The 26,700-nt window shown below is 63.2% G+C and carries 22 protein-coding genes and 1 tRNA gene; 12 read left to right on the forward strand and 11 right to left on the reverse strand.

Going from position 1 to position 26,700, the window contains the following annotated elements; all coding sequences use genetic code 11:
* Positions 1-115: 115 nt before the first annotated feature.
* The 3 genes from clpX to tig all read right to left on the reverse strand — a co-directional run bounded on the left by clpX (position 116) and on the right by tig (position 3,797).
* Positions 116-1,387 (reverse strand): ATP-dependent Clp protease ATP-binding subunit ClpX, encoded by a 1,272-nt coding sequence (gene clpX / locus B0G83_RS15555; protein WP_105508284.1) that lies wholly within the window; start codon positions 1,385-1,387, stop codon positions 116-118.
* A gap of 184 nt (positions 1,388-1,571) precedes the next feature.
* Complete coding sequence (gene clpP, locus B0G83_RS15560) at positions 1,572-2,225, reverse strand: ATP-dependent Clp endopeptidase proteolytic subunit ClpP (protein ID WP_007182010.1); 654 nt, start codon at positions 2,223-2,225, stop codon at positions 1,572-1,574.
* Between the two features lie 225 nt (positions 2,226-2,450).
* The gene (gene tig / locus B0G83_RS15565; protein ID WP_105508285.1) at positions 2,451-3,797 is read right to left on the reverse strand and encodes a trigger factor; all 1,347 of its coding nucleotides are present in this window, start codon (positions 3,795-3,797) and stop codon (positions 2,451-2,453) included.
* Positions 3,798-4,194: 397 nt separating this feature from the next.
* Between tig and B0G83_RS15570 the strand changes: the two genes are divergently transcribed.
* Together B0G83_RS15570 and B0G83_RS15575 are read left to right on the forward strand one after the other, a co-directional pair.
* The gene (locus B0G83_RS15570) at positions 4,195-5,340 is read left to right on the forward strand and encodes a glycerate kinase (protein ID WP_105508286.1); all 1,146 of its coding nucleotides are present in this window, start codon (positions 4,195-4,197) and stop codon (positions 5,338-5,340) included.
* A 63-nt stretch (positions 5,341-5,403) separates the two neighbouring features.
* Entirely contained in the window at positions 5,404-5,856 is a 453-nt protein-coding gene (locus B0G83_RS15575) for a MarR family winged helix-turn-helix transcriptional regulator (protein ID WP_105508287.1), read from the forward strand.
* Positions 5,857-5,966: 110 nt separating this feature from the next.
* Here the strand turns inward: B0G83_RS15575 and B0G83_RS15580 are convergent, their stop codons facing one another.
* Positions 5,967-7,472: a DUF3999 domain-containing protein gene (locus B0G83_RS15580; RefSeq protein WP_105508288.1), complete on the reverse strand. Its 1,506-nt coding sequence runs from the start codon at positions 7,470-7,472 to the stop codon at positions 5,967-5,969.
* A gap of 275 nt (positions 7,473-7,747) precedes the next feature.
* On the opposite strand from B0G83_RS15580, the gene B0G83_RS15585 reads away from it, so the two are divergent.
* Positions 7,748-8,038 carry a hypothetical protein gene (locus B0G83_RS15585; RefSeq protein WP_105508289.1) on the forward strand — a complete coding sequence of 97 codons (291 nt, stop codon included), beginning with the start codon at positions 7,748-7,750 and terminating at the stop codon, positions 8,036-8,038.
* Between the two features lie 106 nt (positions 8,039-8,144).
* Here B0G83_RS15585 and B0G83_RS15590 read toward each other — a convergent pair.
* Positions 8,145-8,231 (reverse strand) — tRNA-Leu (locus B0G83_RS15590).
* 219 nt (positions 8,232-8,450) lie between these two features.
* Here B0G83_RS15590 and B0G83_RS15595 point away from each other — a divergent pair.
* Positions 8,451-9,284 carry a squalene/phytoene synthase family protein gene (locus B0G83_RS15595; RefSeq protein ID WP_105508290.1) on the forward strand — a complete coding sequence of 278 codons (834 nt, stop codon included), beginning with the start codon at positions 8,451-8,453 and terminating at the stop codon, positions 9,282-9,284.
* Between the two features lie 118 nt (positions 9,285-9,402).
* Here the strand turns inward: B0G83_RS15595 and B0G83_RS15600 are convergent, their stop codons facing one another.
* From B0G83_RS15600 to B0G83_RS15610, 3 genes are all read right to left on the reverse strand, one after another.
* Positions 9,403-10,620, reverse strand: coding sequence for a DUF1501 domain-containing protein (locus B0G83_RS15600; protein WP_105508291.1), 1,218 nt, complete (start codon positions 10,618-10,620; stop codon positions 9,403-9,405).
* A gap of 57 nt (positions 10,621-10,677) precedes the next feature.
* A complete protein-coding gene (locus tag B0G83_RS15605; protein ID WP_105508292.1) occupies positions 10,678-12,357 on the reverse strand; it encodes a DUF1800 family protein in 1,680 nt (559 codons plus the stop codon).
* A 182-nt stretch (positions 12,358-12,539) separates the two neighbouring features.
* Positions 12,540-12,866 carry a hypothetical protein gene (locus B0G83_RS15610; RefSeq protein ID WP_105508293.1) on the reverse strand — a complete coding sequence of 109 codons (327 nt, stop codon included), beginning with the start codon at positions 12,864-12,866 and terminating at the stop codon, positions 12,540-12,542.
* Positions 12,867-13,096: 230 nt separating this feature from the next.
* Between B0G83_RS15610 and ompR the strand changes: the two genes are divergently transcribed.
* The 4 genes from ompR to B0G83_RS15630 all read left to right on the forward strand — a co-directional run bounded on the left by ompR (position 13,097) and on the right by B0G83_RS15630 (position 16,582).
* Positions 13,097-13,831 (forward strand): two-component system response regulator OmpR, encoded by a 735-nt coding sequence (ompR, locus tag B0G83_RS15615; protein ID WP_006048917.1) that lies wholly within the window; start codon positions 13,097-13,099, stop codon positions 13,829-13,831.
* Positions 13,832-13,875: 44 nt separating this feature from the next.
* A complete protein-coding gene (locus B0G83_RS15620) occupies positions 13,876-15,225 on the forward strand; it encodes an ATP-binding protein (RefSeq protein ID WP_105508294.1) in 1,350 nt (449 codons plus the stop codon).
* Between the two features lie 210 nt (positions 15,226-15,435).
* On the forward strand, positions 15,436-15,984 hold the full coding sequence (locus B0G83_RS15625; RefSeq protein ID WP_035550336.1) for a peroxiredoxin: 549 nt from the start codon (positions 15,436-15,438) through the stop codon (positions 15,982-15,984).
* Positions 15,985-16,057: 73 nt separating this feature from the next.
* Entirely contained in the window at positions 16,058-16,582 is a 525-nt protein-coding gene (locus B0G83_RS15630; protein ID WP_105508295.1) for a carboxymuconolactone decarboxylase family protein, read from the forward strand.
* A 94-nt stretch (positions 16,583-16,676) separates the two neighbouring features.
* Here the strand turns inward: B0G83_RS15630 and ispF are convergent, their stop codons facing one another.
* Both ispF and ispD read right to left on the reverse strand, forming a co-directional pair.
* Entirely contained in the window at positions 16,677-17,156 is a 480-nt protein-coding gene (ispF, locus tag B0G83_RS15635; RefSeq protein WP_105508296.1) for a 2-C-methyl-D-erythritol 2,4-cyclodiphosphate synthase, read from the reverse strand.
* A 61-nt stretch (positions 17,157-17,217) separates the two neighbouring features.
* Complete coding sequence (gene ispD / locus B0G83_RS15640) at positions 17,218-17,931, reverse strand: 2-C-methyl-D-erythritol 4-phosphate cytidylyltransferase (protein WP_105508297.1); 714 nt, start codon at positions 17,929-17,931, stop codon at positions 17,218-17,220.
* A 121-nt stretch (positions 17,932-18,052) separates the two neighbouring features.
* Between ispD and mfd the strand changes: the two genes are divergently transcribed.
* The 4 genes from mfd (at position 18,053) to mscL (ending at position 24,572) form a co-directional block, all read left to right on the forward strand.
* Positions 18,053-21,535, forward strand: coding sequence for a transcription-repair coupling factor (gene mfd, locus B0G83_RS15645; RefSeq protein ID WP_105508298.1), 3,483 nt, complete (start codon positions 18,053-18,055; stop codon positions 21,533-21,535).
* 184 nt (positions 21,536-21,719) lie between these two features.
* The gene (gene argE / locus B0G83_RS15650) at positions 21,720-22,946 is read left to right on the forward strand and encodes an acetylornithine deacetylase (RefSeq protein ID WP_105508299.1); all 1,227 of its coding nucleotides are present in this window, start codon (positions 21,720-21,722) and stop codon (positions 22,944-22,946) included.
* Between the two features lie 55 nt (positions 22,947-23,001).
* Positions 23,002-24,036, forward strand: coding sequence for a pyridoxal-phosphate dependent enzyme (locus B0G83_RS15655; RefSeq protein ID WP_105508300.1), 1,035 nt, complete (start codon positions 23,002-23,004; stop codon positions 24,034-24,036).
* Positions 24,037-24,125: 89 nt separating this feature from the next.
* A complete protein-coding gene (gene mscL, locus B0G83_RS15660) occupies positions 24,126-24,572 on the forward strand; it encodes a large conductance mechanosensitive channel protein MscL (RefSeq protein WP_105508301.1) in 447 nt (148 codons plus the stop codon).
* A gap of 124 nt (positions 24,573-24,696) precedes the next feature.
* Here the strand turns inward: mscL and B0G83_RS15665 are convergent, their stop codons facing one another.
* The gene (locus B0G83_RS15665; protein WP_105508302.1) at positions 24,697-26,670 is read right to left on the reverse strand and encodes a response regulator; all 1,974 of its coding nucleotides are present in this window, start codon (positions 26,668-26,670) and stop codon (positions 24,697-24,699) included.
* Positions 26,671-26,700: the final 30 nt, after the last annotated feature.

Genomic DNA, 26,700 nt, shown 5'->3' on the forward strand with positions numbered 1-26,700 from the left:
GACTCCGAAGATTCAGTGACTCCATAGTGAAAACAAGCATCCTGAACCACACGATAAACGAAAAAAGCCGTTCACGTTGCCATGAACGGCTTTTTTTGCAGAACCCGAAAGCCGATCAGTTCGAACCCGCCACTTTTGGCGCGTCTTCATAGATCAGCAGCGGTTTGCCGTCGCCATCAATCACGTTGTCGTCGATGATGACCTTGCTAACGCCTTTCATTGCCGGCAGATCGTACATCACGTCAAGCAACGCCTGTTCCAGGATGGAACGCAGACCCCGTGCGCCCGTCTTGCGACGAATCGCCTTTCGCGCGACGGCCTGCAACGCAGCCGGGCGAATCTCGAGCTCGACGCGTTCCATGTTGAACAGCTTGTGATATTGCTTCACCAACGCGTTCTTCGGTTCGACGAGAATCTTCATCAACGCCGTTTCGTCGAGCTTGCCGAGCGTGGCTACCACCGGCAGGCGACCGATCAGCTCTGGAATCAAACCGAACTTGATCAGATCTTCCGGCTCCACTTCGCGCAGCACTTCGCCTGCGTCGCGGTCCTGCTTGCTCTTGACACTCGCACCGAAGCCAATACCGGTCTTTTCGGTACGGTCGACAATAACCTTTTCGAGGCCGTCGAACGCGCCGCCGCAAATGAACAGGATGTTCGTCGTGTCGACCTGGATGAAATCCTGGTTCGGATGCTTACGACCACCCTGCGGCGGCACCGAGGCCATCGTGCCTTCGACCAGCTTCAGCAAGGCCTGCTGCACGCCTTCACCCGACACGTCGCGGGTGATCGACGGATTGTCGGACTTGCGGCTGATCTTGTCGATTTCGTCGATGTACACAATGCCGCGCTGGGCCTTGTCGACTTCGTAATTGCAGTTTTGCAGCAGCTTCTGAATGATGTTCTCGACGTCTTCACCGACGTAGCCGGCTTCCGTCAACGTGGTTGCATCGGCAATCACGAACGGGACATTCAGAAGACGCGCCAGCGTTTGCGCGAGCAAGGTCTTGCCGGAACCCGTCGGGCCGATCAGCAGGATGTTGCTCTTGGACAGCTCGATCTCGTCTTTCTTGTCGAGGTGCTTGAGGCGCTTGTAGTGGTTGTACACCGCCACCGCGAGAATCTTCTTCGCGCGTTCCTGACCGATCACATACTGGTCGAGGATTTCACGGATTTCCTGCGGGCTCGGCAGATCGGACTTGGACAAGCCGGCTTCGATGCCCGCGCCCGCCGCTTCGTCACGGATGATTTCGTTGCACAGGTCGATGCATTCATCGCAGATGAACACCGACGGGCCAGCAATCAGTTTTTTGACTTCATGCTGGCTCTTGCCGCAAAACGAGCAATACAACAGCTTTTCGCTGTTAGAACTTTTCTTGTCCGCCATAGATGTGTGAGCCTCCGGACACTCGATTACATGATACGCCGTTTGCCCCGGCCTCACAGTTGGGGCGCGGCAGGGGCTGAGCCAAGGTGACGGCGTTTGCCGCAGGCGCTCGGACGAGTTTTGATTATTTCACAAACCGATCGGACGACGGCTTTGCCTCGTTTCGGGGCAAAGCCGCAGCAGATCAAGGACGCTTATGCGCGACCTGGTCGACCAGACCGTAAGCTTGCGCGTCATCGCCGGACATGAAATTGTCGCGGTCGGTGTCGCGCGCAATACGCTCGACCGGTTGGCCGGTATGGTGCGCCAGCAGGTGATTCAGCCGCTCCTTCAAATACAGGATTTCACGCGCCTGAATTTCGATGTCCGACGCTTGACCACGTGCGCCACCCAGCGGCTGGTGAATCATCACGCGCGAGTTCGGCAACGCGAAACGCTTGCCCTTCGCACCGGCCGCCAGCAGGAATGCGCCCATGCTGGCCGCGAGTCCCATGCACAGCGTGGAAACGTCGGGCTTGATGAACTGCATCGTGTCGTAAATCGCCATGCCAGCCGACACCGAGCCACCCGGGCTATTGATGTAGAAGCTGATGTCCTTGTCCGGATTTTCGCTTTCAAGGAACAGCATCTGCGCGACGACCAGATTGGCCGTTTGATCGTTCACCTCGCCAACCAGGAACACAATGCGTTCCTTCAGCAGACGCGAGTAAATGTCATACGAGCGCTCGCCCCGGCCGCTCGTTTCCACCACGATCGGCACCAGTCCGAGCGCCTGCGCTTCGAGATCCCGGGACGACTGGGAGGTCAACGTGTCCAGCATTTGGGCGCGAAAGGTCATGCAATGGATCCTTGTCTGGAAATATTCTAAATATTAGATGCTAGACAGGTGTGGTCGACGAGCCCGTATTCAAGTGCGCGATCAGAGCAAGCGACGGATGCAACGTGGCACAACCGTGGCACAACACGCCAAGCCGTTGCAACGCCTGCTCACTACCCATTCGGCGCACAAAAAAACGGCGTGCGGGCCGTCACTCCGACAGCCGGCACGCCGTTGCAGCGACGCTTATGCTTGCGCCGTTGCGCTTGCCAGTTCTTCGAAGCTTACTTCCTTGTCCGTCACCTTGGCCTTGCTGAGGACGAAATCGACGACGTTGGCTTCAACGACGTACGCTTCCATTTCAGCAAGACGTTGCTGGTTCGAATAATACCAGCGGACGACTTCCTTCGGGTCTTCGTAGCTTTTCGCGAACTCGTCGACCTCGGCACGAATCTGTTCCGGCTTGGCCTGCAGTTCGTTGGCCTTGACCAGCTCGGCCAGCACGAGGCCCAGCTTGACGCGGCGCTCGGCCTGGTCCTTGAACATGGCAGCCGGGATCGGTGCGTCTTTGGCGTTCGGCACGCCACGTTGTTCCAGATCCTGACGCGCCATCGCGACGAGACGTTCCTGATCCTGTTCGATCAGCGCGTTCGGCACGTCCAATTCCGAAATCTTCAGCAGCGCGTCCATCACCTGGTTCTTGACGATGGCTTGCGTGCGGCGCTTCGCTTCGCGTTCGAGATTGTCTTTGATCTCGGCGCGCATCTTGGTCAGATCACCGTCTTCGATACCGAGCGATTTCGCGAATTCAGCATCGATTTCCGGCAAATGCGGCCACTCGATCTTCTTCATCGTGATCGTGAATTGCGCTGTCTTACCGGCCACTTCCTTGCCGTGGTAGTCCTCAGGGAACGCCAGGTCGAATTCCTTCGACTCGCCGACCTTCAGGCCCGTTGCCGCCTTTTCGAACTCCGGCAGCATGCGGCCTTCGCCCAGCACAAACGCGAAGTCGTCGGCGCTACCGCCCTGGAACACTTCACCGTCGATCTTGCCGACGAAGTCGACCGACACGCGATCGCCTTCTTTTGCCGCCGTGTCCGCGCCGCCGTCACCATGGTCGCCGGCTTCGCCGCGAGCGTGGAAATGCACGCGCTGCTTGCGCAGGATTTCCAGCGTGCGATCGATTTCCGCTTCGCTGATGGTGGTCGTGGTGCGTTCGATTTCAGCCGTGGCGACGTCGCCCAGCTTCACTTCCGGATACACCTCGAACGTCGCGTCGAACGCGTAGTCGCCTTCAACGGCGTCGGACTTCGGCGCGAAGCTCGGCTGACCGGCAACGCGCAGGTTTTCGGCGCGGCTGATGTCGAAGAATTCCTTGCCGACCTTGTCGCTCAGGACTTCGGCTTCCACCTGACCCGAATACTGTTGCGTCACCATCTTGAGCGGCACCTTGCCCGGGCGGAAACCCGGCATGCGCACGTTCTTCGCGAGTTGACGGATACGCGAGTCCACTTCCTTCTGCACGGTGTCCTTCGGCAGGGAAATCGTGACGCGGCGTTCGAGCTTGCCGAGGTTCTCAACAACGTTAGCCATGGCTTCAATCGTCCTAAAATTATTCGAGCGAATCAGTTATCTTCTCCGTGCCGCTTTTCGACGTCGCTTCATAGCGTGGCGTTGCGTCGATTACGCGCCTGCGCCGCGGGCTTGCAGGCCGCCGGCAGCACGGTTGGGTCCAAAGAGCCGAATATTTTAGCAAACTATTTGCGCGCCCAAGCGGGATTCCTCGATTCACTGCTTTTTTCTCGCGATTCGGGCCGCTTTCCATGCCGTTTCGGCGCGGTTTCCGCCAGGTTCAGACGATCCCGGCTATGCCGTTCGACATATTCAGTCGGCGCGCCCATGCTGCTAAAGTGACGCACGCGCTCGGGGCTGCGCCCGCACTTCGTCGTTTTACTCGCCCTCGCCACGATTCCAAACTATCAGAGACACCATGCCGAATTCGCCGTCCTCGCCCGTCGTCGTCATTGCTCCCGACTCTTTTAAAGGCTCGCTTAGCGCTGAACAGGTCGCGCAGTCGATCGCGTCCGGCATCCGCCGCGCCCGTCCCGACGCCGAAGTGCGTATCTGCCCGATGGCCGATGGCGGCGAAGGCACGCTCGACGCCATGCTGACGAGCGGCGGCGAACGCCGCACGCTCAGCGTGCGGGGCGCGGCCGGTCCGGTGCGCGACGCGCTCACGGGTCTGCTCGCCGACGGCAGCGCGATCGTCGAAACGGCGGAAGTGGTCGGCATTACGGACCCGGTGGGCATGGGCGTGCCGGTCGAGGCGCGCGGCACGCGCGGCATGGGCGAAGCGATCCGCGCGCTGCTCGACGCGGGCGTGCGGCGTTTTTACGTGGCGCTGGGTGGCAGCAGCACCAATGACGGCGGCGCCGGCCTGCTGGTCGGCCTCGGTCTGAAACTGTTCGACGCGCAAGATCAGGAACTCGACGCCACGCCCGAGCAGCTCGCGCGCGTCGCGCGGCTCGACGTGTCGCAACTCGACGCGCGGCTGGCCGGGACGCAGTTCGTCGGCATGTCGGACGTCGACAACCCGTTGACCGGTGAGCACGGCGCCACCGCGGTGTTCGGGCCGCAAAAAGGCGTGAAGCCGGAACAGATCGCGTCGATCGACGCGGCGCTCTCCCACTTCGCCGATCTGCTCGAAGCGGCGCTCGGGCGCAGCGCGCGCGAGCTGCCGGGCGCGGGTGCGGCCGGCGGCCTCGGCTTCGCGCTGCATATGCTCGGCGCGCAATTCGAGCCGGGCGCCGAAACCGTCGCACGGCAAATCGGGCTCGACGCCGCGCTTGCCGGCGCGAACTGGCTGATCACGGGCGAAGGCCGCTCGGACGTGCAAACGCTGCACGGCAAGGCGCCCTTCATCGCCTGCCGCCACGCTCAGGCCGCGGGCGTACCGGCCACACTGCTGTCCGGCGCGGTGGACTCCACGGCCTTGCCGCGGCTCGCCGAATACTTCAGCGGCTGCTTCTCGCCGGCGCCCGGCCCGATCACGCTCGACGTCGCGATTCGCGACGCGGCGCGACTGCTGGCCGACTCGGCCGAACAATTGACGCGTCTGAAATTCGGCGCGCGTTGACCGACGGGACGGTTGCGGCAACAATCACAGCGCCGCGACCGCATCACTCACTACGGGAAGACCATGAAGGACTCCGCCAAAGCCGGGCTCGAGCAGTTCCTCACGTACCGCCTGCATGTGCTGAACAAGCTTGCCGAGCGTGGCATCAGCGAGCGCTATCAGGACAAGCTCGGCGTGACCTTGCCGGAGGCGCGCGTGATTGCCTCGGTGGGCTCGTTTGGACCGTTCTCGATCATGGAACTGGCACGGCACGCGAACCTCGACAAGAGTCAGGCGAGTCGCGCGGCAGAGGCGTTGATCAAACAAGGGCTCGTGAAGCGCGAGCCGAGCGCCGAAGACGGCCGCGTCGTGCTGGTGTCACTCACTCCGGAGGGTCGTGCGCTGTACCGTAAGGTGATGCCGATCGCGCGCAAGTGGAACGGCGATCTGTTCGATTGCCTCGACGAGCAGGAGAAAGTCGCGTTCGGCCATGCCCTCGACAAAATCATCGAAACGATGATGGCGCGCGAGGAGTGAGACGCAAAAGCGGCGGCGGATCGGCATGCGCTGAGCGCGGGCCTGGCCGTCACCGTTAGCCTTGGTGCCGAGCTCAGGATTTGCCGGCACCTCTGGCGCTGGCACTACGCTCAGGTTTTGCCGTTACCTTTGGCATTGGCATTGGCATTGACATTGACATTGACATTGACATTGGTGTCGGGCCGCGTGGCATCAGCATCGTCGGCCGGAGCGCTCACCACTGCGGATTCGACTGGCAAACCATTCGCCATCGCCCCATTCGCCCCACGCGCCTGCGCGCGAGCACCGCGTGCGAGCCGCCACCCAAGCGCCGCGAGCGAACCCACCGCCAGCAGCAACGCCGCCCAGATCAGATAACGACGCCGCGCATCCGGTGGCGCGGGCTGGGCATCGGCGTCCAGCGCAAACGACAGCGCGTCGCCCACGCGCGCCGTCGCCGCAACCGATGACGCACCCGTCAGCAACTCATCCCGACTCACCGCCGCCGATACAGCCGCCGCACTCCCCACCGACAGCGTAAACGGCGCCGCCCCGCGCGCGGCGAAAAGCAGCGTCGCCGGACGCCAGCCCGCCGCCACCGTCAAGACACCGTTACCCAATCCGCCATTGTGCGTATCGACCACCACCCGCCATTGACGATCGGTATCGGGCGCGAACGAGAGCGACGGATTGCTTTGCTCGACCGTGCCGTTGTGCAAGCGGAACAGCGTCGCACTCGACACTTCGCGCCATGGCGCCTCCAGCCCCGCGCGCGAATAAACGACCGCTGGCGCCACCGTATCGGGCTGCGGCAAATTCAGACGCAGACGGTCGACCGGATACGGCCCGCCCGTCGCGAAGAAATACTCGCCCGGCTTCGGCCCGGCATGAGCGACGATGCCTTCGCCCCACGTGCGCTGTGCGTCGGCGCGTGGCGCGTGGACGGCGACGGCCTGCACTTCCATGTCGATCGACTCGACATAAGGCGTGCCGTCGAGCCAATGCAGGCGCAGATAGCGCGCCGGCGCGCCATCCAGTTCGATACGGTCCTGGCTCAGCGCGCTGCCGTTGGCGTTGACCTTGAGCAGCTGCGCATCGCCAGCCGGTTGCCAATGGCGCAGGTCGTCGCTGGCTTCGACCGTGACGCGCCCCTGGTAATTGTCATCGCGCAGGTGCACGAGCAACGCGCTCACCCGACCCGCGCGCGACACACGCCCCGCGTCGATCAGATCCGTGTCGTGCTGTCCGCGTGCCGGCGGGGCCGCGGTGGCGCGCAGCGAACCGTCGGCGGCCATCGCCACGCCGAATGGCGCGCTGGACGCGCCAGGCACGGCCGGCGGCAACGGAAACCAGTTCACCGGACGCAACGTGGGCGCGCCGCGCGCGGCGTCGCGCGGTATCTCGAGTGAATACGGCATGGCTTCGCCGGCGCTGTCGAAGACGCGCAGGTCGCCCAGGTCGCTGCGTTGGCTCGCCGCGTAGACGGCGGCGGGCAACGTTACGCTGTAGTACGCCGCGCCGTTGTCGAGTTGCAGCGCAAAACGCTCGGCGAAATGGTCGGCGGCCGACGACGGCGCCGATGCCCACGCGAACACGAACGCACAAGACCAGCCGATCACTTTCAGGACACGCTTCATTGCTCGGTTTCCACGACCATAGCCTTGGGCAGCAACGGCTCGATGCAACCGACGAACGGCCACATCGAATCGATGCCGATGAACCACAGAATCCGCTCCCGGACGCTTCCATGCAACCGGTTGAACAGAGCACACGCGCCGCGAGCGCAGCGCATTGAACCACACGAACGACACAGCCACCATCTCTCCGCCACGCGGCGCCCCTTCAACCATGTCAAAATTCGGCAGCGGCCACCGGGCCTTCAATCTCCCACATTTCATCCAAGGAAGTTGCAGTGGACATCAACAAGCAAGTCGCGGCTCTCACCGCTTCAGAACTCCAGACCGCCGGCGCCAGCCAGGCGACGGCGATTGCCGTCAGCGTGCTGCTGCGTCATCTGCGCTCGCCGGAACTGGCGAAACTGTTGTCGTCGGCATTCGACAACCATCAGGCCGTGATGTTGAAAACGCCGTGGCCCGAGCCGATGCTGCAGGCGTTCGACTCGACCCGTCGTTTCCTCGAAGGTGCGGCGCAAGCCGAACTGCCGGGTATGCAGGCGCAGCCCGACGACGCGCCGCAAGCTTGAGCGCAGCCGGGCAGGCAAAACCCGCCCGGCGTGCGGAAAAAAGCAGACTAAAAACAAAAAACCCCGTCAGTCCAAAGACTTAACGGGGTTCTTCGCTACAGATTAATGGTGCGAGGGAGGGGACTCGAACCCCTACACCCTTGCGGGCGTCAGGACCTAAACCTGGTGCGTCTACCAATTTCGCCACCCTCGCAGCCGGATCGACGCGATGCGCCGATCCGATGTCCTGCAGGCTTGCGGCCGCGTTCAAAACTTGCGCCCGAAACCGTAAGCGCGAGATTCTAACCGATAGATTCGCGCTTGTCTGCATCTGCCGGGCATCTGTCCGGACGGCGCCGATGCTACAATTTTTGGCTCGATGCACGAAGCCCGTGCCCTTTCTTTGCCGCCTGTTCCCCACACGCCCAATCCAGTGAATTTCGACGACTATTGCCAGCAGAAAGCGGCGCCACCCGGATCGGGCACCTACTACGCGCTGCGTCAGGCGTCCGCGAAAAGCCAGCCGTTACTCACGGCGCTGTTCGCGCTGCGCCGCGAGTTCGAGGAAACGGTCAAGGAGACCAGCGACCCGACCATCGGCCGCACGAAACTCGCGTGGTGGCAAAACGAATTGGCCGCGCTGGCGTCGGGCTCGCCGTCGCATCCGGTGTCGAAGGCGCTGGCCGCGTATCTGCCCGACGTGAAAGCGGAGTATCCGGCGCTGCAGGGCATGCTTGCCGGCTTCGAGATGGATCTCGATCAGGCGCGCTATCTCGACTATCCGAATCTGCGGCGCTATGTGCAAGGCGTCGGCGGCACCTTCGCGAGCCTGGTGGCGCGCGCGGCGACGAAGAGCGGTGCCGGCAGCGGACAGATTTCGAGCTGGTCCGCGCCGCTCGGCGACGCGCTATTGCTCGCGCAGCTCGTGGTCGAGACCGGCAACGACGCTCGCCACGGTCGCATCTATATTCCAATCGACGAGATGCAGCGTTTCAACGTGACCGCGGCCGATCTGATCAACCGGAAATATACCGACGCGTTCACGGAGCTGATGCGCTTCCAGACGACTCGCGCGCGCGACACGTTGCGTGCCGCGCTCGCGGCCGTGCCTGCTGCCGAGCGCCGCGCGCAGCGCACGCTGCTCGCGCTCGCGGCGCTCGCGCTGGCACTGCTGGATGAGATTGAACGCGACGGTTATCACGTGCTGCACCAGCGCATTGCGTTGACGCCGATTCGTAAGCTGTGGATCGCCTGGCGCGCGAAATAGGCGAGCGGCGTTTGAGCGGGTCCTGGTGAAGCACCGCGCTGAGATGCGTCTCGTTGAGCGCCTTTCGTGAGGCATCTTTCGTCCAGCACGCTCCGTCAAGCGCCCCCCGCTCCCCACCTCACGCGCGCAACAACGGCAACGGCTCGAACCTCTGCTGCAAAATCGCGGACGCGTCGAGCCCCCACCACGGCCCCAGCACCGTTGCATAAAGCTGCCGGAAATCCACGCCGACCGGTAGATTGCCATTACCGTCGAGCCGTGCGAGAACCGGCGGCACGCCGTACAAACCGCCGCGCACACGCCCGCCCATCACGAAGTGCGGCGCCACGGTCCCATGATCCGTGCCGTTGCTCTGGTTCTCACGCGGGCGACGCCCGAACTCGGCATAGGTCATCACCAGCGTGTCGTCCCAACGGCCAAGCTCGGTTAGCGCCGACTTCATCGACGCGAAACCTTCCGCCAATTGCTTGAGCAACGCCGCCTGCTGACCCGGCTGGTTCTGGTGTGTATCGAACCCGTTCAGCGTCAGACGGATCACGGCAACGCCCTGCCCGCTCTTCGGTTTTTCCTGCGACGTGTCGCCGGCGGCTAAAACCTGCATTGCCGTTTTGATCGAGCCGCCGAACGCGCCGCCGGGAAACACCGTCTTCAATTGCGCCTGACCCTGGGTGGGCCGCAGCCGGTCCGCCGCTTTCACGATGTCGTTTTCAACGTCGAGAATATGCGCGAGTTCCGGGTTGCGTTCGTGCAGCGAGACCGGCGTCGCGAGCCGCGAAGCCTTGACGAACTGCGCTGGATTGACCAGCGCGATCGCGCGTGCGCCATTCGCGAGCGGCCCCATTTCGGCGCTGCCGATCACCACGCCGTCGGCGGCAAAACCGGGTGGCACCGGCGACTGCGCAAACGCCCGCGTGAGCCAGCCTTCGCGCAGATACTGATCGGAGCGCGACGCGGTGTCCCAGATCTCGATCGAGCGGAAATGCGAGAGGTTCGGTTGCGCGTAGCTCACGCCTTGCACGATCGCCAGTTGCTGGCTGTGCCAGAGCGGCATCAAGGGCTGCAGTGACGGATGCAGCGCGGTGCGCTCGTCGAGCTGAATGCCCTGCTCGCGTTTGATGCCGATGCTCTTGCGCAACTGGTAGTAAGCAGGATCCGTGAACGGGATCACGGTATTCAAGCCGTCGTTGCCGCCCTTCAGTTCGACGAGGATCAGCAGATTGTCGTAGCCACGCGCCCGCGACGCGCCGAGTCCGTCGAGTTGCGCGCCGAACGCGCGAGGCAGCCAGAGCGTCGCGCTCGCGGCGGCGCCCATCGAGAGAAAGCTGCGTCGTTTCATCCTGCACCTCGTTCGATCGTCATGGCGTGGGTGGCTTCAATGGCGTGGCTGAACAGATCACTTCAACTGGTAAGCCGGGTCCATCAACAACGCTTCCAGATAGGCGCTCGCGGTCGAATCGGTTTCGATCGCGTCCACCGGCGTCAGCGGCAAGACCGCGTGCTGCAACTGCAACTCCGCCGACAACCCCGGTTTCGCCGTCGGCGCGGTGTTGTAATGCGCGAGCCACGTGTCGATATCGAAGCGTACGCCGCCTTGCGCGTTTTGACCCGTTCGCGCGATCACACGTTGTAACGGCGAATTACCTGCCATGCCGCTAGCCGGCGCGCCACCTGCCGCGACCTTGCCGTTCAGGGCGCCGTTCATGGCATTGTTCACCGGCTTGCCCATCGGACGCGGCCTGGCGGCCTCGGTCGCGCGGAACAACTGCTCGACGAACTGCTTACGGGCCAGCAGCGTCGAACTGTTGATCCAGGTCGTGCCGCCCGGCCAGCCTTTCACGTTCGGCGGATAAAACAGGTTTTCGCCGAGGTTGCGAATCTCCGCGGCGAACGGCGCGGTGTTGTCGTAGCCGATGTCGAAGGCGCGCAGCGTGCCCACCACGAATTCCGCCGGCGACTTCACAAGCACGCCGCGATCGTCGTCGTCCCAGAACGCGTCGCTCATGAAGAGACCGCGCAACGCGACCTTGATGTCGTAGTGACTCGCGCGGAACTGCGCCGCGATCGGCGCGACGCGCGCCGGGTCCGGCGTATCGGAGACGAATTCGCGCCACAGCTTGCTCGTGACGAAAGTCGCCGTGTCCGGCCGCGCGAGCAGAATGTCGAGCACCTGATCGCCATCGAACGGACCGGCCTCCCCGAGCACCGTCTTCACGCCGTCGTCGTGCTGGTTCGCGCGCCACACGTAGGCCTGCGTATCGGGATCGAGACTCCAGCCCGTGTAAGCACGCGCGGCCTCCGACACATCGCGCTGCGTGTAGTGACCTTCGCCCAGCGTGAACAGCTCCATCACTTCACGGGCGAAATTTTCATTGGGCTTGCCCTTGCGATTACTCGCGCCGTCGAGGTATTGCAGCATCGCCGGATCTTTCGCGACGTCGTGCAGCATCTCGCCGAAGTTGCCGAGCGCGTCGCGACGTAGCAGCATGTTCTGCTGCGCCATTTGCTGCGGGTACCCGACCTTGTCCTGCCCGGACGTGAAGTGATTGGCCCAGAACAGCGTCATGCGTTCGGTCAGCGGCGACGGCGTGCTGAGCATCTCGCGCACCCACCATGCGCGCAATGCGTCGTAACGCTGCCCCCGCAGACGCTGCTCGTCGCGGCGCTGATCGTCGCTCCACGTTTTGCGCACGTCGCGCGTCGGGATCGGTTCGAGCACCCACTCGGGCAGCGGCGTCAACGCTTCGGTTCGGGTGCCCGCCAGCACTTTATCGACGGCCTGAGCGCGCGTGAGTCCCACGTATTGGGCGACCTCGGCGTTGTCCGGCGCGAAGCCGACGCGTGTCAGGAAGAAGCGCGCGTCGTCGGCGTCGAGCAGGCCTTGCTCGCTGTCGGCAGCCTCGGCCGAAGCGGATGCCGCGGCCCGATGCTTCGCGTGCGGAACACGAGGCGCGCCCTGCTGCTGCACGGCCGATGCCGGCGTGGCGGAGAGCACCGCGCCGACAACCGCCGCAAGCACGGTGGCCGATGCGGCCGACACCGCGCCGCGATTACCACGTCCTGGCAATTTCATCATGGATCATCCGGGTTGACGCATGGTCACGGGGCGGCATTTGCCCATCTCGTGCGTGGCGAACGGCGTTCGACTCTGACGACTCAACGGCAGATCAGACGGGAAAGTTGACGGGGGAAGTGCAACGAAATTTTTCACGCACGGACAATGTGCGAGATGCCGGCCACGGGCAGGCACGGAAATAGCTAGCGCTTATAGAGTTCGCGGACGGCATCTTCGATGTGCTGCCGTAACAGACGCCGTTCGTCGGGCGTCATATGTCCGTCGCGACGACGTTGATCAAGATCGGGGGGAACTGCGGTGCGCAACATCACGTCGGAAGCGGGACGCTCGATATTGGCGTTATGGCGATTGATCCGGGGGTTGCCGGGCCTGGGCGCGCGTTCGCTCGCAGCTCTGTCGGCGGAAGGCTGGGCATGGGCGAGCGTGGGTCCCAGTGAGCCTGCGAGCGTACCGGCAACTGCCAGTGCAATAACGCTCAGGCGCACATTTGGCCAAACCCCTCCCTTCATGTTGTTCCCTTCGTGGCGCGGCAACCGGCTACCTCAAATGCGTATACAGACCCCGGTAACTAGCCGGGTGCGAGAGTTTTTAGTCGAGTGAAGTATCCACCGAACAGCCGCATTCAGTAAAGCAGTCTACCTGCCCGTGCTTTACGTCGTGCCACAGTGCGGGTAAATTTTGTAACTGACTGTAACCCGATAAATGATGCAACCGCGCACCCCTTTCTAATCGCGCTAAGATGCCGACCATGGAAACTAAAAACCCTTCGAAAATCCTCGTCGTCGACGACGATCCGCGCCTGCGCGATCTGCTGCGCCGCTACCTCGGTGAACAGGGCTTCAATGTCTATGTTGCCGAGAACGCGCCGTCCATGAACAAGCTCTGGGTGCGTGAGCGCTTCGATCTGCTCGTGCTCGATCTGATGCTGCCCGGCGAGGACGGCCTGTCCATTTGCCGCCGCTTGCGCGGCAGCAACGACCGCACGCCGATCATCATGCTGACGGCCAAGGGTGAAGACGTCGATCGTATCGTGGGCCTCGAAATGGGCGCCGACGACTATCTGCCGAAGCCGTTCAACCCGCGCGAACTGGTCGCGCGGATCCACGCGGTGCTGCGCCGCCAGTCGCCCTCCGAATTGCCAGGCGCGCCGTCGGAAACCACCGAGGTGTTCGAGTTCGGCGAGTTCGCGCTGAACCTCGCCACCCGCACGCTCACCAAGGCCGGCCAGGAAATCCCGCTGACCACCGGCGAGTTCTCCGTGCTGAAGGTATTCGCGCGCCATCCGCGTCAGCCGTTGTCGCGTGAGAAGCTGATGGAACTGGCACGGGGCCGTGAATACGAAGTGTTCGACCGCAGTCTCGACGTGCAGATCTCGCGTCTGCGCAAGCTGATCGAGCCGGACCCGGGCAGCCCGCGTTTCATTCAAACTGTCTGGGGTCTGGGCTACGTGTTCATCCCCGACGGTGCAGCCTGAGTTTGTTCTCGCCTCCTGTTTTTGAATTCAGATAAGAAGGGCCCATGCGGATCGACCGGCGCCTCCTGACGCTCGCGTTCGGCGGCCTTTTCTGGCGGACCTTTCTGCTGATCGCGCTGTTGATCGCGGTCAGTCTCGCCGCCTGGTTCCAGAGCTTCCGGGTGATCGAACGCGAGCCGCGCGCGCAGCGCGTGGCGTTGCAGCTCGTGGCGATCGTCAAGCTCACGCGCACCGCTCTCCTTTATTCCGATCCCGACCTGCGGCGCGCACTGCTGCAGGATCTGGAAAGTAATGAAGGGGTGCGGGTGTACCCGCGCGAAACCACCGACAAGTACAAGCTCCAGCCCGACGAGTCGCTGAACCGCCTGATCGAACACGACATTCGCGGCCGGCTCGGCGACGACACGGTCATCGCGCAGAGCGTGAACGACATTCCCGGCGTCTGGATCAGCTTCAAGATCGACGACGACGACTACTGGGTCGCGCTCGACCGCGATCAGCTCGACAACGCCACCGGGCTGCAATGGGCCGGCTGGGGCGTATTCGCGCTAGCGCTCTCGCTGTTCGGCGCGGCATTCATCACGAGTCTGGTGAACCGGCCGTTCGCGCGCCTCGCCATGGCCGCGCGCAAGGTCGGCTCGGGCCAGTCGCCCGAAGCGCTGCCCGAGCGCGGCATGGGTGTGGCCGCCGAAACCAATCGCAGTTTCAACCAGATGGTGCAGGACCTCGAACAGCTCGAGGCCGACCGTGCGCTGATGCTCGCGGGGATTTCGCACGATCTGCGCACGCCGCTCGCACGGCTGCGGCTCGAAACCGAAATGAGCCCGTCCGATCAAAGCACCAAAGACGCGATGGTCGACGACATCGAGCAGATGGACATGATCATCGGCCGCTTCCTCGATTACGCGCGGCCCGTGCAACGGGTTCCGGAACCGGTCGACCTTTCCGTGATCGCGGGAGAACTGGCTGCGCGCATGCAGAGCGAAGACAGCATGCGGCTGATTACACGGCTCGCGCCGTCGGCGGTGATCGAGGCCGATGAAACCGACATGCGGCGCGTGGTCGGCAATTTGCTGGAGAACGCGCGCAAGTACGGTCTGAGCGACGGCGACGGCATCCCGCACGTGATTCTGGAAACGCGGGTGTCGCACTCGCGGGTCGAACTGTCCGTGGTCGACGAAGGCCCCGGTATTCCGGAAGACCAGTTGGCGCTTGTCACACGGCCGTTCTATCGTGTGAACTCGGCGCGCACCCAGGCGAACGGCACGGGCCTCGGCATGGCCATCGTGCAGCGCCTCGTGGGCCGCTATCGCGGTGCGCTGCGTTTGCGCAACCGCACGCCGGGCCCGGGGCTCGAGGTCACGATCGAGTTCCCGCTCGCCAAAGGCGCCTGAGCGGAAACAAGCGGCGCAAACAAGCGTCAGGCGCCCTGGCGCGCCGCCCGCGGCTGTTGGCCGCGTTGAATAAACACCATTCGCCCGGTTAGCTTCAGCGACGGAACGAGTGGCTCAATAGAACCATAGGGGACACCGTGTGACGCACTCGTGTGACGAGTTCGGAGCCTAAGACATGCTGTTTTTTCCAACTGACGAAGGAGTATTCGCATGAAAACCGTTGGCGATAAAATCGAAGCGTTCACTATTGCCGCTGCCAAACCAGGCTTCAACCACCACGAAGAAAACGGCGTCTCGGCGTTCGAGGAAATCACGGAGCAATCTTTCCCGGGCAAGTGGAAAATCATTTATTTCTACCCGAAGGATTTCACCTTCGTGTGCCCGACCGAAATCGTCGAATTCGGCAAGCTGGCCAACGACTTCGAAGAACGCGACGCCGTGCTGCTGGGCGGCAGTGTCGATAATGAATTCGTGAAACTGGCGTGGCGCCGCGAGCATAAGGATCTGGACAAGCTGAATCACTACGCGTTCGGCGACGTGAAAGGCGAGCTGATCGATCAGCTCGGCGTGCGCGACAAGGAAGCCGGCGTCGCACTGCGCGCGACCTTTATTGTCGATCCGGACAATACGATCCAGCACGTGTCGGTGAATAACCTGAATGTCGGCCGTAATCCGGAAGAAGTGCTGCGTATTCTCGACGGCCTGCAAACGGACGAACTGTGTCCGTGCAATCGCTCGGTCGGCGGCGCGACGCTTTAAGCCGTGCCTTCAAAAGCCCGTCAAGCCTGAAAAGCCGCGGGCTTTTTTATCGACCACCTGATAGGAGATAACAATGGAATTCTTGTCTTCGATTAAGGCACGAGTACCCGACTACGCCAAGGACATCCGGCTCAATCTGGACGGAACGATTGCGCGCTCGTCGCTCGAAGGAAACGATGCGGTCGGCGTGGCCTTGGCGGCGGCATTCGCCGCGAAGTGCACGGTAATCGTCGACGCGATTCGCCATGCCGGCGTGTTGTCGCCGGAAGAAACGAATGGCGCGCTCACCGCCGCCGCGTTGATGGGCATGAATAACGTCTGGTATCCGTACGTCGAGATGGCGGGCAGCGCGGATCTGAAATCGCAGCCGGCGCAATTGCGGATGAACGCTTATGCGTCGCATGGCGGCGTGGATAAACGACGCTTCGAGATGTATGCGCTGGCGGCGTCGATTATCGGCAAATGCCATTTTTGCGTGAAATCGCACTTCGATACGCTGGTAGCCGAAGGCATGAGTGCCACGCAATTGCGCGATGTCGGCCGGATCGCGGCGGTGATCAATGCCACCGCGCAGTGTATTGCTGCCGATGGTCAGTAAGACTTCTGTCAGCGCGTGCAGCACGATGCGTTAATCGCTGCTGCGCGCGTGTCTTGAATGAGCCGCACCGGGTCGATGCGGCCCAACCCACCGGTCAGCTCCTGATCAGCAACACGGCGGCCTGCGCTTCGATACCCTCGCCTCGCCCGAGGTAACCGAGCTTCTCGTTGGTCTTCGCCTTCACGTTGACGCGCTCAAGCGGCAGGCCGAGATCGGCCGCGATATTCGCGCGCATGCCTTCGATATGCGGCGCCAGCTTCGGCGCCTGCGCGACCACGCTGCTGTCCACGTTGGCGATCGAAAACCCCGCCGCCTTCACGCGCGCAAAACACTCACGCAGCAAAACGCGGCTATCCGCGCCGGCGAACTTCGCGTCGGTGTCGGAGAAATGACGGCCGATGTCGCCCATGGCCGCGGCGCCGAAAATCGCGTCGGTGATTGCGTGCAGCAGCACGTCCGCGTCCGAATGCCCGAGCAAGCCGCGCTCATAAGGAATCGTCACGCCGCCGATAATCAACGGACGTCCCGGCACCAACGCATGCACGTCATACCCCTGGCCAATTCTGAAATCCATATGCGTCAAGTCCTTAAGTCCGCTTATTCACTGAAATTAAATTTGAAATTGCGATCCATCGTCACGCAGCCGATGTTCGGCTCAGAATCGCCTCGGCCAGATCGAAATCTTCCGGATAGGTCACCTTGAAGTTGCGCAAGCTGCCCTGCACCAGCTTCGGCGCATGACCCAGCCACTCGATCGCGCTCGCCTCATCCGTCAGATCGTGACCGTCGGCCTGCGCGCGCAGAATCGCGTCGCGCAACATGCCGATACGGAACATCTGCGGCGTCTGCGCCTGCCACAAACCGTCGCGGGCTTCGGTGCGGGCAATGCGGCTATCGGCGGACGTCGCGTCGATCCGCTTCAGCGTATCCGCCACCGGCAGGGCCATGATGCCGCCCACGGCGTCGTCCTTCAGCGCGCCGACCAGCGCGCGGATCAACGCGGGCGTGATGCCCGGCCGGGCCGCGTCGTGCACCAGCACCCAGTCGTCGTCGTGCGCGCCGAACTCGGCGAGCGCCTGCAACCCGTTCAGCACCGACGCCTGGCGCGATGCCCCGCCGCAACGGCGCACCGCGAAGCGCAGGCCGCCGAAGCGGCGGCCGTCGAAATGCTGGTCGTCGGGCGCGATCACCAGCAGGGTCTGGGCGAATTCGCTGCAGGCGTCGAACGCCGCCAGCGAGTAATGCAGCATGTCACGCCCGGCTACCGTGCGATATTGTTTGGGCATCGCGGCGCCGGAACGGCTGCCGGTGCCGGCGGAGGGAATCAGGGCAAATAGACGGGAAGTCACGAAGGCGCAGGCCGCGAAGTCAAAGTAAAGGACGGATTTTATAATAGGTCCTTCGCATCCATGCCCGGACACGCGTAAACTTGCCGCTCACGTGTGAGCCCGAGGCCGCCTTTTTTCTTCTATGCCAGACATCGCCGCATCATCGCAGTCCCCTTCGCCCGTCGCGCTTGTCAAGGCCGGCCAGCGTTTTGCCTTCGACGGCACGCACGGCTCGTCCGACGCGTTGCTGATCGCCCGCTACCATCTCGCCTATCGCGAGAAGGTGCCGCTGCTGGCCGTTGTGTGCGAAAGCGCCGTCGACGCGCAGCGTCTGTCGCAGGAAATCGGCTTTTTCGCGCCCGAGGCGCGGGTGCGCCTGCTGCCGGACTGGGAAACCCTTCCTTACGATACGTTTTCGCCGCACCAGGACCTGGTGTCCGAGCGCCTCGCCACGCTGCACGACCTCGGCGAAGGCCGCTGCGACATCCTGCTGGTGCCCGCCACCACCGCGCTGTACCGCATGCCGCCGGCGTCGTTCCTCGCCGGCTACACGTTCTCGTTCGCCCAGGGCGAGCGTCTCAACGAGGCGAAGCTCAAGGCGCAACTCACGCTGGCCGGTTACGAGCACGTGAGCCAGGTAGTGCGCCCCGGCGAATACTGCGTGCGCGGCTCGCTGCTCGACCTGTTCCCGATGGGCTCGCCGCTGCCGTACCGGATCGACCTGTTCGACGATCAGGTCGACTCGATCCGCGCGTTCGATCCGGACACGCAGCGCAGCCTGTACCCGGTGAAAGACGTGCGCCTGCTGCCGGGCCGCGAATTCCCGTTCGACGAAGCCGCGCGCACGTCATTTCGCAGCCGTTGGCGCGAGACCTTCGAAGGCGACCCGAGCCGCGCGTCGATCTATAAAGATATCGGCAACGGCGTGCCGTCGGCGGGTATCGAATACTATCTGCCGCTGTTCTTCGAGGACACCGCCACGCTGTTCCACTATCTGCCCGAAGGCGCGCAACTGGCGTTCATCGGCGATCTGGACGCGGCGATCCGGCGCTTCACCAACGACACCAGGCAGCGCTACAACTTCCTGTCGCACGATCGCGACCGGCCGATCCTGGAGCCGCAGCGGCTGTTCCTGTCGGACGACGATTTCTACACGCTCGCCAAGCCGTTCGCCCGGCTCGTGCTGCCCGCCAACGCGGGCGGCGGCTGGTCGACCCCGCTGCCGAATCTTGCGATCGACCGCCATGCCGACGACCCCGTCGCCGCGCTGCGCGCGTATCTCGCCACCACGCCGAACCGCGTGCTGTTCGCCGCCGAATCGGCGGGCCGCCGCGAAACGCTGCTGCAATTGCTGGCGGACAATCATTTGCGGCCGGCTTCGAGCGACAGCTTCCAGGACTGGCTAATCGGCAACGCCCGATTCTCGTTAGGCGTCGCGCCGCTCGCCACCGGCTTCGCCGTGCCGGTCGACGGTATCGCCGTGATCACCGAAACGGAGCTTTACGGACCGCTCGCGCGGCGCGCCGGGCGCCGCCGCCAGGAACAGGCGAGCAACGTCGATTCGATGGTGCGCGACCTGTCCGAGCTGAAGGTCGGCGATCCCGTCGTCCATTCGCAGCACGGTATCGGCCGCTACATGGGCCTGGTCACCATGGACCTCGGCGAAGGCGAAACCGAATTCCTGCACCTCGAATATTCCGGCGACAGCAAGCTCTACGTGCCGGTCGCTCAGTTGCACGTCATTTCGCGCTATAGCGGCGCCGATCCGGAAAGCGCGCCGCTGCATTCGCTTGGTTCGGGCCAGTGGGAAAAGGCCAAACGCAAAGCCGCGCAACAGATTCGCGACACCGCGGCCGAACTGCTGAATCTCTACGCACGCCGCGCCGCGCGCGAAGGTCACGCGTTCGCGCTCGAACCGAAAGACTATGTGAAGTTCGCCGAGAGCTTCGGCTTCGAGGAAACGCCCGACCAGGCCGCCGCGATCGCCGCCGTGATCGGCGACATGACGAGCGGCAAGCCGATGGATCGCCTGGTGTGCGGCGACGTCGGCTTCGGCAAGACGGAAGTGGCGCTGCGCGCGGCGTTTATCGCGGTGATGGGCGGCAAGCAGGTCGCGCTGCTCTCGCCCACCACGCTGCTCGCCGAACAGCACACCCAGACCTTCACCGACCGCTTTTCCGACTGGCCGGTGCGGATCGCCGAACTGTCGCGCTTCAAGTCGACCAAGGAAGTGAATGCCGCGATCCAGCAGATCAACGAAGGCACGGTCGACATCGTAATCGGCACGCACAAGCTGCTGTCGTCCGACGTGCAGTTCAAACGCCTCGGGCTCGTGGTGATCGACGAAGAACACCGTTTCGGCGTGCGTCAGAAAGAAGCGTTGAAAGCGCTGCGCGCCGAAGTGGACGTGCTCACGCTGACCGCTACACCGATCCCGCGTACGCTCGGCATGGCGCTCGAAGGCCTGCGCGATTTCTCGGTGATCGCCACCGCGCCGCAAAAGCGTCTGGCCATCAAAACCTTCGTGCGTCGCGAGGAAGACAGCGTGATTCGCGAAGCGATGCTGCGCGAACTGAAGCGCGGCGGCCAGGTGTACTTCCTGCACAACGAAGTCGAGACGATCGAGAATCGCCGCCAGATGCTCGAAGCGCTCGTGCCCGAAGCACGTATCGCGGTCGCGCATGGCCAGATGCACGAGCGCGAACTCGAACGCGTGATGCGCGACTTCGTCGCCCAACGCGCCAACGTGCTGCTGTGTACGACGATCATCGAAACCGGCATCGACGTGCCGAGCGCCAACACGATCCTGATTCACCGCTCGGACAAGTTCGGTCTCGCGCAATTGCATCAACTGCGTGGCCGCGTGGGCCGCTCGCATCACCAGGCGTATTCGTATCTGCTGGTGCACGATCCGCAAGGGCTGACCAAGCAGGCGCAACGCCGCCTCGAAGCGATCCAGCAGATGGAGGAACTCGGTTCGGGCTTCTATCTGGCCATGCACGACCTGGAAATTCGCGGCACCGGCGAAGTGCTCGGCGACAAGCAGTCGGGCGAGATTCACGAGATCGGCTTCCAGCTCTACACCGACATGCTGAACGACGCGGTGAAGGCGCTCAAGGAAGGCCGCGAGCCGGACCTCACCGCGCCGCTCGCCGCGACGACCGAGATCAACCTGCACGCGCCCGCGATTCTGCCCGCCGACTATTGCGGCGACGTGCAGGAGCGTCTGTCGCTCTACAAGCGCCTGGCTAATTGCGAACACAACGATTCGATCGATAGCATTCAGGAAGAGCTGATCGACCGTTTCGGCAAGTTGCCGCCGCAGGCACAGGCGCTGGTGGAGACGCATCGGTTGCGGCTGGCGGCGAAGCCGCTGGGCATTTCGAAGATCGATGCGGGCGAAACGGTGATCGGTTTGCAGTTCATCCCCAATCCGCCGATCGACGCGATGCGGATCATCGAGATGGTGCAGAAGCATAAGCACATCAAGCTCGCGGGTCAGGACAAGCTGCGCATCGAAACGCGTAGTCCGGATCTCGCGGTGCGCGTCGCGACGGTCAAGGAGACGTTGCGTGCGCTCGGTTCGCCGAGCCGCGGCACGGCGGCGACCGCCGCCGCACGATGATGGATTCCGCCGTTACGACGTGACCGAGGTACATCCGAGCGCATGCCCTCACGCGTACCACGCGAGAAAAACGGGGGACGTCTAGCGTCTTTCTGCTCATGCTGCGGTGCGCAAACGCGCTCCGCAGCATACGGGTGCATTTTTTTTGGGTATGATCGAAAGACTCAAATGCCGGAGTCTTGTCATGTCTCACGTCGCTGAATCAGCGCAGTCCTCGTCAACGTCCGCTTCCGCCGCCTCGCTTTCGCTCCCCTGGATCACCCGCCTCGTGTCGATGGACACGGTGAGCCGCAATCCGAATCTCGGCCTGATCGAAACCGTGCGCGACGAACTGCGCGCGGTCGGCGTCGACGCCACGCTCACGCACGACCCAAGCGGAAAATGGGCCAACCTGTTCGCAACGATTCCCGCGCACGACGGCGAGACCAACGGCGGTGTGGTGCTGTCGGGTCATACCGACGTGGTGCCCGTGGACGGTCAGCAATGGGACAGCGATCCGTTCAAGCCCGAGATTCGCGGCGACAAGCTGTACGGCCGCGGCACCTGCGACATGAAGGGGTTTATCGGCGCGGCGCTGGCGCTCGTGCCCGAGATGCAGCGCACCCGGCTCGCGAAGCCGATTCACTTCGCCCTCTCGTTCGACGAGGAAGTCGGCTGCGCCGGCGCACCGCTCATGATCGCGGACCTGATGAAGCGCGGCGTGAAGCCGGACGGCTGCATTGTCGGCGAGCCGACCAGCATGCGCCCGATCGTTGCGCACAAAGGCATCAACGCGTACCAGTGCTGCGTGCGCGGCCAGGCCGCGCATTCGTCGCTCACGCCGAAGGGCTTGAACGCGATCGAATACGCCGCGCGCCTGATCTGCTATATCCGCGACATGGCCGATCAGTTCCGCGAACAAGGCCCGTTCGACGAACTGTACGACGTGCCCTTCACTACCGCGCAGACCAGCACGATTATCGGCGGCAACGCGATCAACACCGTGCCGGCTGAATGCAAGTTCCAGTTCGAATTCCGCAACCTGCCCACGCTCGACCCCGAACCGATCTTCGCGCGCATCGATCAATACGCGCGTGAAACGCTGTTGCCGAAAATGTTGCGCGAGCATCCATCGGCAGCGATCGAGATCACCAGGATCGCCGCGGCGCCCGGACTCGATTCGTCTGAACAAGCCGCGATCACGCAACTCGTGCGCGCCCTCACCGCCGACCAGGACAAGCGCAAGGTCGCCTACGGCACGGAAGCGGGCCTGTTCTCGTTGGCGGGCATTCCGAGCATCGTGTGCGGCCCCGGCGACATCCAGCAGGCTCACAAGCCTAACGAGTTCGTTGCGCTCGACCAGTTGGTCGCGTGTGAACGCTTCCTGCAAAAATTCATTCACAGCATGTCGGTCGACGCGCACGCACACTGAAACCGGGCAGCACGAAAAAGGTCTTACTCATAGCGACCCAAGACACCCACACGCCATGTCAACCGCCACACCGCAGCACACGGACCACACGATTGACGGCGAGCCGATTCCCACGCTCGACGACATCGCCACACAGCATTTTGCGTTGACGCCGTGGGTGACGCGCACGCCGGTGTTCGACCGGCTCGACTTCGCGTCGCTGGAAGGCACGGTGGTGAACTTCAAGTTCGAACTGCTGCAGGCCGGCGGCAGCTTCAAGGCGCGTGGCGCGTTCACCAACCTGCTCGCGCTGGACGAAACCCAGCGCAGCGCCGGCGTGACCTGCGTGTCGGGCGGCAATCATGCGGTGGCGGTCGCGTATGCGGCCATGCGACTCGGCATCGGCGCCAAGGTCGTGCTGTTTCGCGCGGCCAATCCGGCGCGTGTCGCGCTGTGCCGGCAATATCGCGCCGAGATCGTGTTCGCCGAAGACATCGCCGAAGCCTTCGAACTGGTGCGCCGTATCGAGGCCGAGGAAGGCCGCTATTTCGTGCATCCGTTCAATGGTTATCGCACCGTGCTAGGGTCGGCCACGCTCGGCTACGAATGGGCCACGCAAACGCCCGACCTTGAAGCGGTCGTGCTACCGATCGGCGGCGGCGGGCTCGCCGCCGGCGTCGCCACGGCCATGCGGCTGGCGAATCCGCGCGTGCATGTGTACGGTGTCGAGCCGGAAGGCGCGGATGTGATGGGCAAGAGTTTCGCCGCCAATCACACGATCAGGATGGGCCACATGCACGGCATTGCCGATTCACTGATGTCGCCGCATACCGAGGAATACAGCTACGAGTTGTGCCGCCGTCATATCGACCAGCTCGTCACCGTGTCCGACGATCAATTGCGCGCGGCCATGCTGACCTTATTCGGACAACTGAAGCTCGCCGTCGAACCGGCCTGCGCGGCCGCCACCGCGGCCCTGCTCGGACCGCTGCGCGAACAGCTGCAGGGCAAGCGCGTGGGCGTGCTGTTGTGCGGCACCAATACCGACCCGGTCAGTTTTGCCGCGCATATTGAACGCGCACGGCATAGCGCGTCACAGTTTCCTGAATAGAAATCCTGTCATGGCTTTCCTTGTCAAAGGACTAGCCTATCCTTCTCAGGTTGGTATCATTCGCTAATCGATATCTGGGAGGAATCTCTATGAGCATGGTCAAGGAATTCAAGGAATTTGCCCTTAAGGGCAACGTGATGGATCTCGCGGTCGGTGTGATTATCGGCGGCGCGTTCTCCACCATTGTCAATTCGATTGTTAAAGACCTGATCATGCCGGTTGTCGGCCTCGTCACCGGTGGCCTCGACTTCTCCAATAAGTTTGTTCGGCTCGGCGACATTCCGGCCAGCTTCAAAGGCAGCCCCGAGTCGTATAAAGACTTGCAGACGGCAGGCGTGGCGGTGTTCGGTTATGGCTCGTTCATCACCGTGCTGATCAACTTCATCATTCTCGCGTTCATCATTTTCCTGATGGTCAAATTCATTAACAATTTGCGCAAGCCGGTTGACGCCGCACCGGCGGAACCGGCGCCCACGCCGGAAGACGTGCTGCTGCTGCGTGAAATTCGCGATTCGTTAAAGAATTCGCCGCGTTAAACCGTGGCCTCCGGCGCATTAGCCGAGGCACACTCGAATAGAAAAAGCCTGTTGCGATAAAAATCGCAACAGGCTTTTTTTCTCGCCGGCGCATCGCCTGACGCAATGCGACAAAGCAAAGGCGTTAAGCGCCCTTCTGCGCTTTCAGACTCACCGCGCTGTCGATCATCGCCTCGAGCTGGCCGAAGTTGACCGGCTTCGTTAGATGCGAAGTGAAACCTGCAGCCACACAACGGCGCACGTCTTCGTCGGTGCCGAAGCCGGTCAGCGCCACCGCCGGCGCATCCGAATGTTCACGGAACGCCTTGATGAAGTCGAGGCCGGTACCGTCGGGCAGGCCCACGTCGCTGACGATCAACTCGAATGTCTGCAACTGCGTGGCGGCCAGCGCGTCGTCCACCCGACCCACCACCGTCACCTCGTGACCGAGGCTGCGGATCAGCTGCGCCATGACCTCGGCGGTGTCCTCGTGGTCTTCGATCAACAGGATGCTCAACAAGCCGCCCGAGCGCACCTGGTTGGGCGCCACGACCGGCGGCGGACCGGCCGGCGCCGCCGCGGTGGGCAGCGTGATCGTGAAGGTCGCGCCGCAGTGCGCGCCCGGACTTTGCGCGATCACCGTGCCGCCGTGCACGTCGGTCAATGCCTTGGTGATCGCCAGCCCCAGACCCAGGCCGCCGAACTGCCGCGTCATATTCTGATTACCCTGCTCGAACGCGTTGAAAAGCTTGCCGATCTGCTCCGGCTCGATGCCGATACCGGTGTCTTCAACCGATATCTGCACCTGCATGCGTTCGTCGCGGGTGCGTAAATAAATATGGCCGCCGTCCGGCGTGAACTTGGCGGCGTTGCGAATCAGATTCCATAGCATCTGTTGCAAGCGGGCGCGGTCGGCCAGCACGTAGTGGTGCTGCGCGTCTTTATGCACGTGCACGTCCTGCTGCTTCACCTGAATCTCGCTGCGGAACAGTTCGAGTACGCTGTCCATCACCTCGTGCACGTCGACGGTTTCCAGCGACAACCGCAGCTTGCCGTTCGCCACCCGCGTGAGATCCAGCAGATCGTCGATCAGGCGCGCTTCGAGTTCGACGTTGCGACGAATCATGCGGACGCTCGCGCGCGCCTGCTCGGGCAGACCGGGGATCATTTCCAGCACGCTGGCGCCAGCCAGCACCGGCGTGAGCGGCGTGCGCAGTTCGTGCGACAGCATCGCGAGAAAGCGGTCTTTGGCGCGGTTGGCGTCTTCGGCGATCTGACGCGCGGCCTGTTCCGACGCGAGCAGCCGCTCGCGCTCCTCGATCGCCTCGCGTTGCGAATGAATGTCGGTGCAACTGCCGAACCACTTGCTGACCTGACCTTCGGCGTCGCGCATCGCCACCACGCGGGCGTCGAACCAGCGGTATTCGCCGTCGTGACGGCGAATCCGCAACTCGTGCCGATAGTCGCCGGCATGACTCGACACCGCCTTGAGCCAGCTGTGGCGGATTTCCTCGCGATCGTCCGGATGCACGGCGTCGAGCCACGCGAGACCATACGAACTGCTGTCGGGCAGACCCGTGTAGTCGTACCACTGCTTGGAGAGGAAATCGCAGTCGCCCGCGGCATTGCAGGTCAGCACGAGGTGCGGCAACGCCTCCGACAGCGTGCGGTAATGTTGCTCCCGATCGCGCAGCAGCAAGGCTTCGTCCGAGGCGCGCTGCAACCGCACTTGCGACAGCACCCGCTCGACGGCTTCGGGCAGATAGTCGAGGTAATCGCCGGATTTCGGCACCACGTCGGACACGCCCGCGCGCAGCGCTTCGATCACGCGCGACTCATCCGTAAAACCGGTCACGAGGATGGCGGGAATCCGCACACCTTCCGAACGCAAACGGCGAAAGAAGTCGAGTCCGGTTTCCGGTCCGCTCAGCTGGTAGTCGAGCACCAGCAGATCGGGGGCGCCGCCCACGAGCCGCTCGCGGGCCGCTTCGACGCCGGCGCAGATCGCAACCCGGCAACCGGCGCGTTCGAGCGACTTGCGCGCAAGCCGCAGGATGCCCTCGTCGTCGTCGACGACCAGCACATAAGCGGCCTGCTGCGTGGACACATCTTCGGTCATGCGGAATTCTTTCACAGGTTCGGATGGACT

Origin of the sequence: Paraburkholderia sp. BL21I4N1 (genome assembly GCF_002973525.1) — a bacterium.
Classification (GTDB): Bacteria; Pseudomonadota; Gammaproteobacteria; order Burkholderiales; family Burkholderiaceae; genus Paraburkholderia.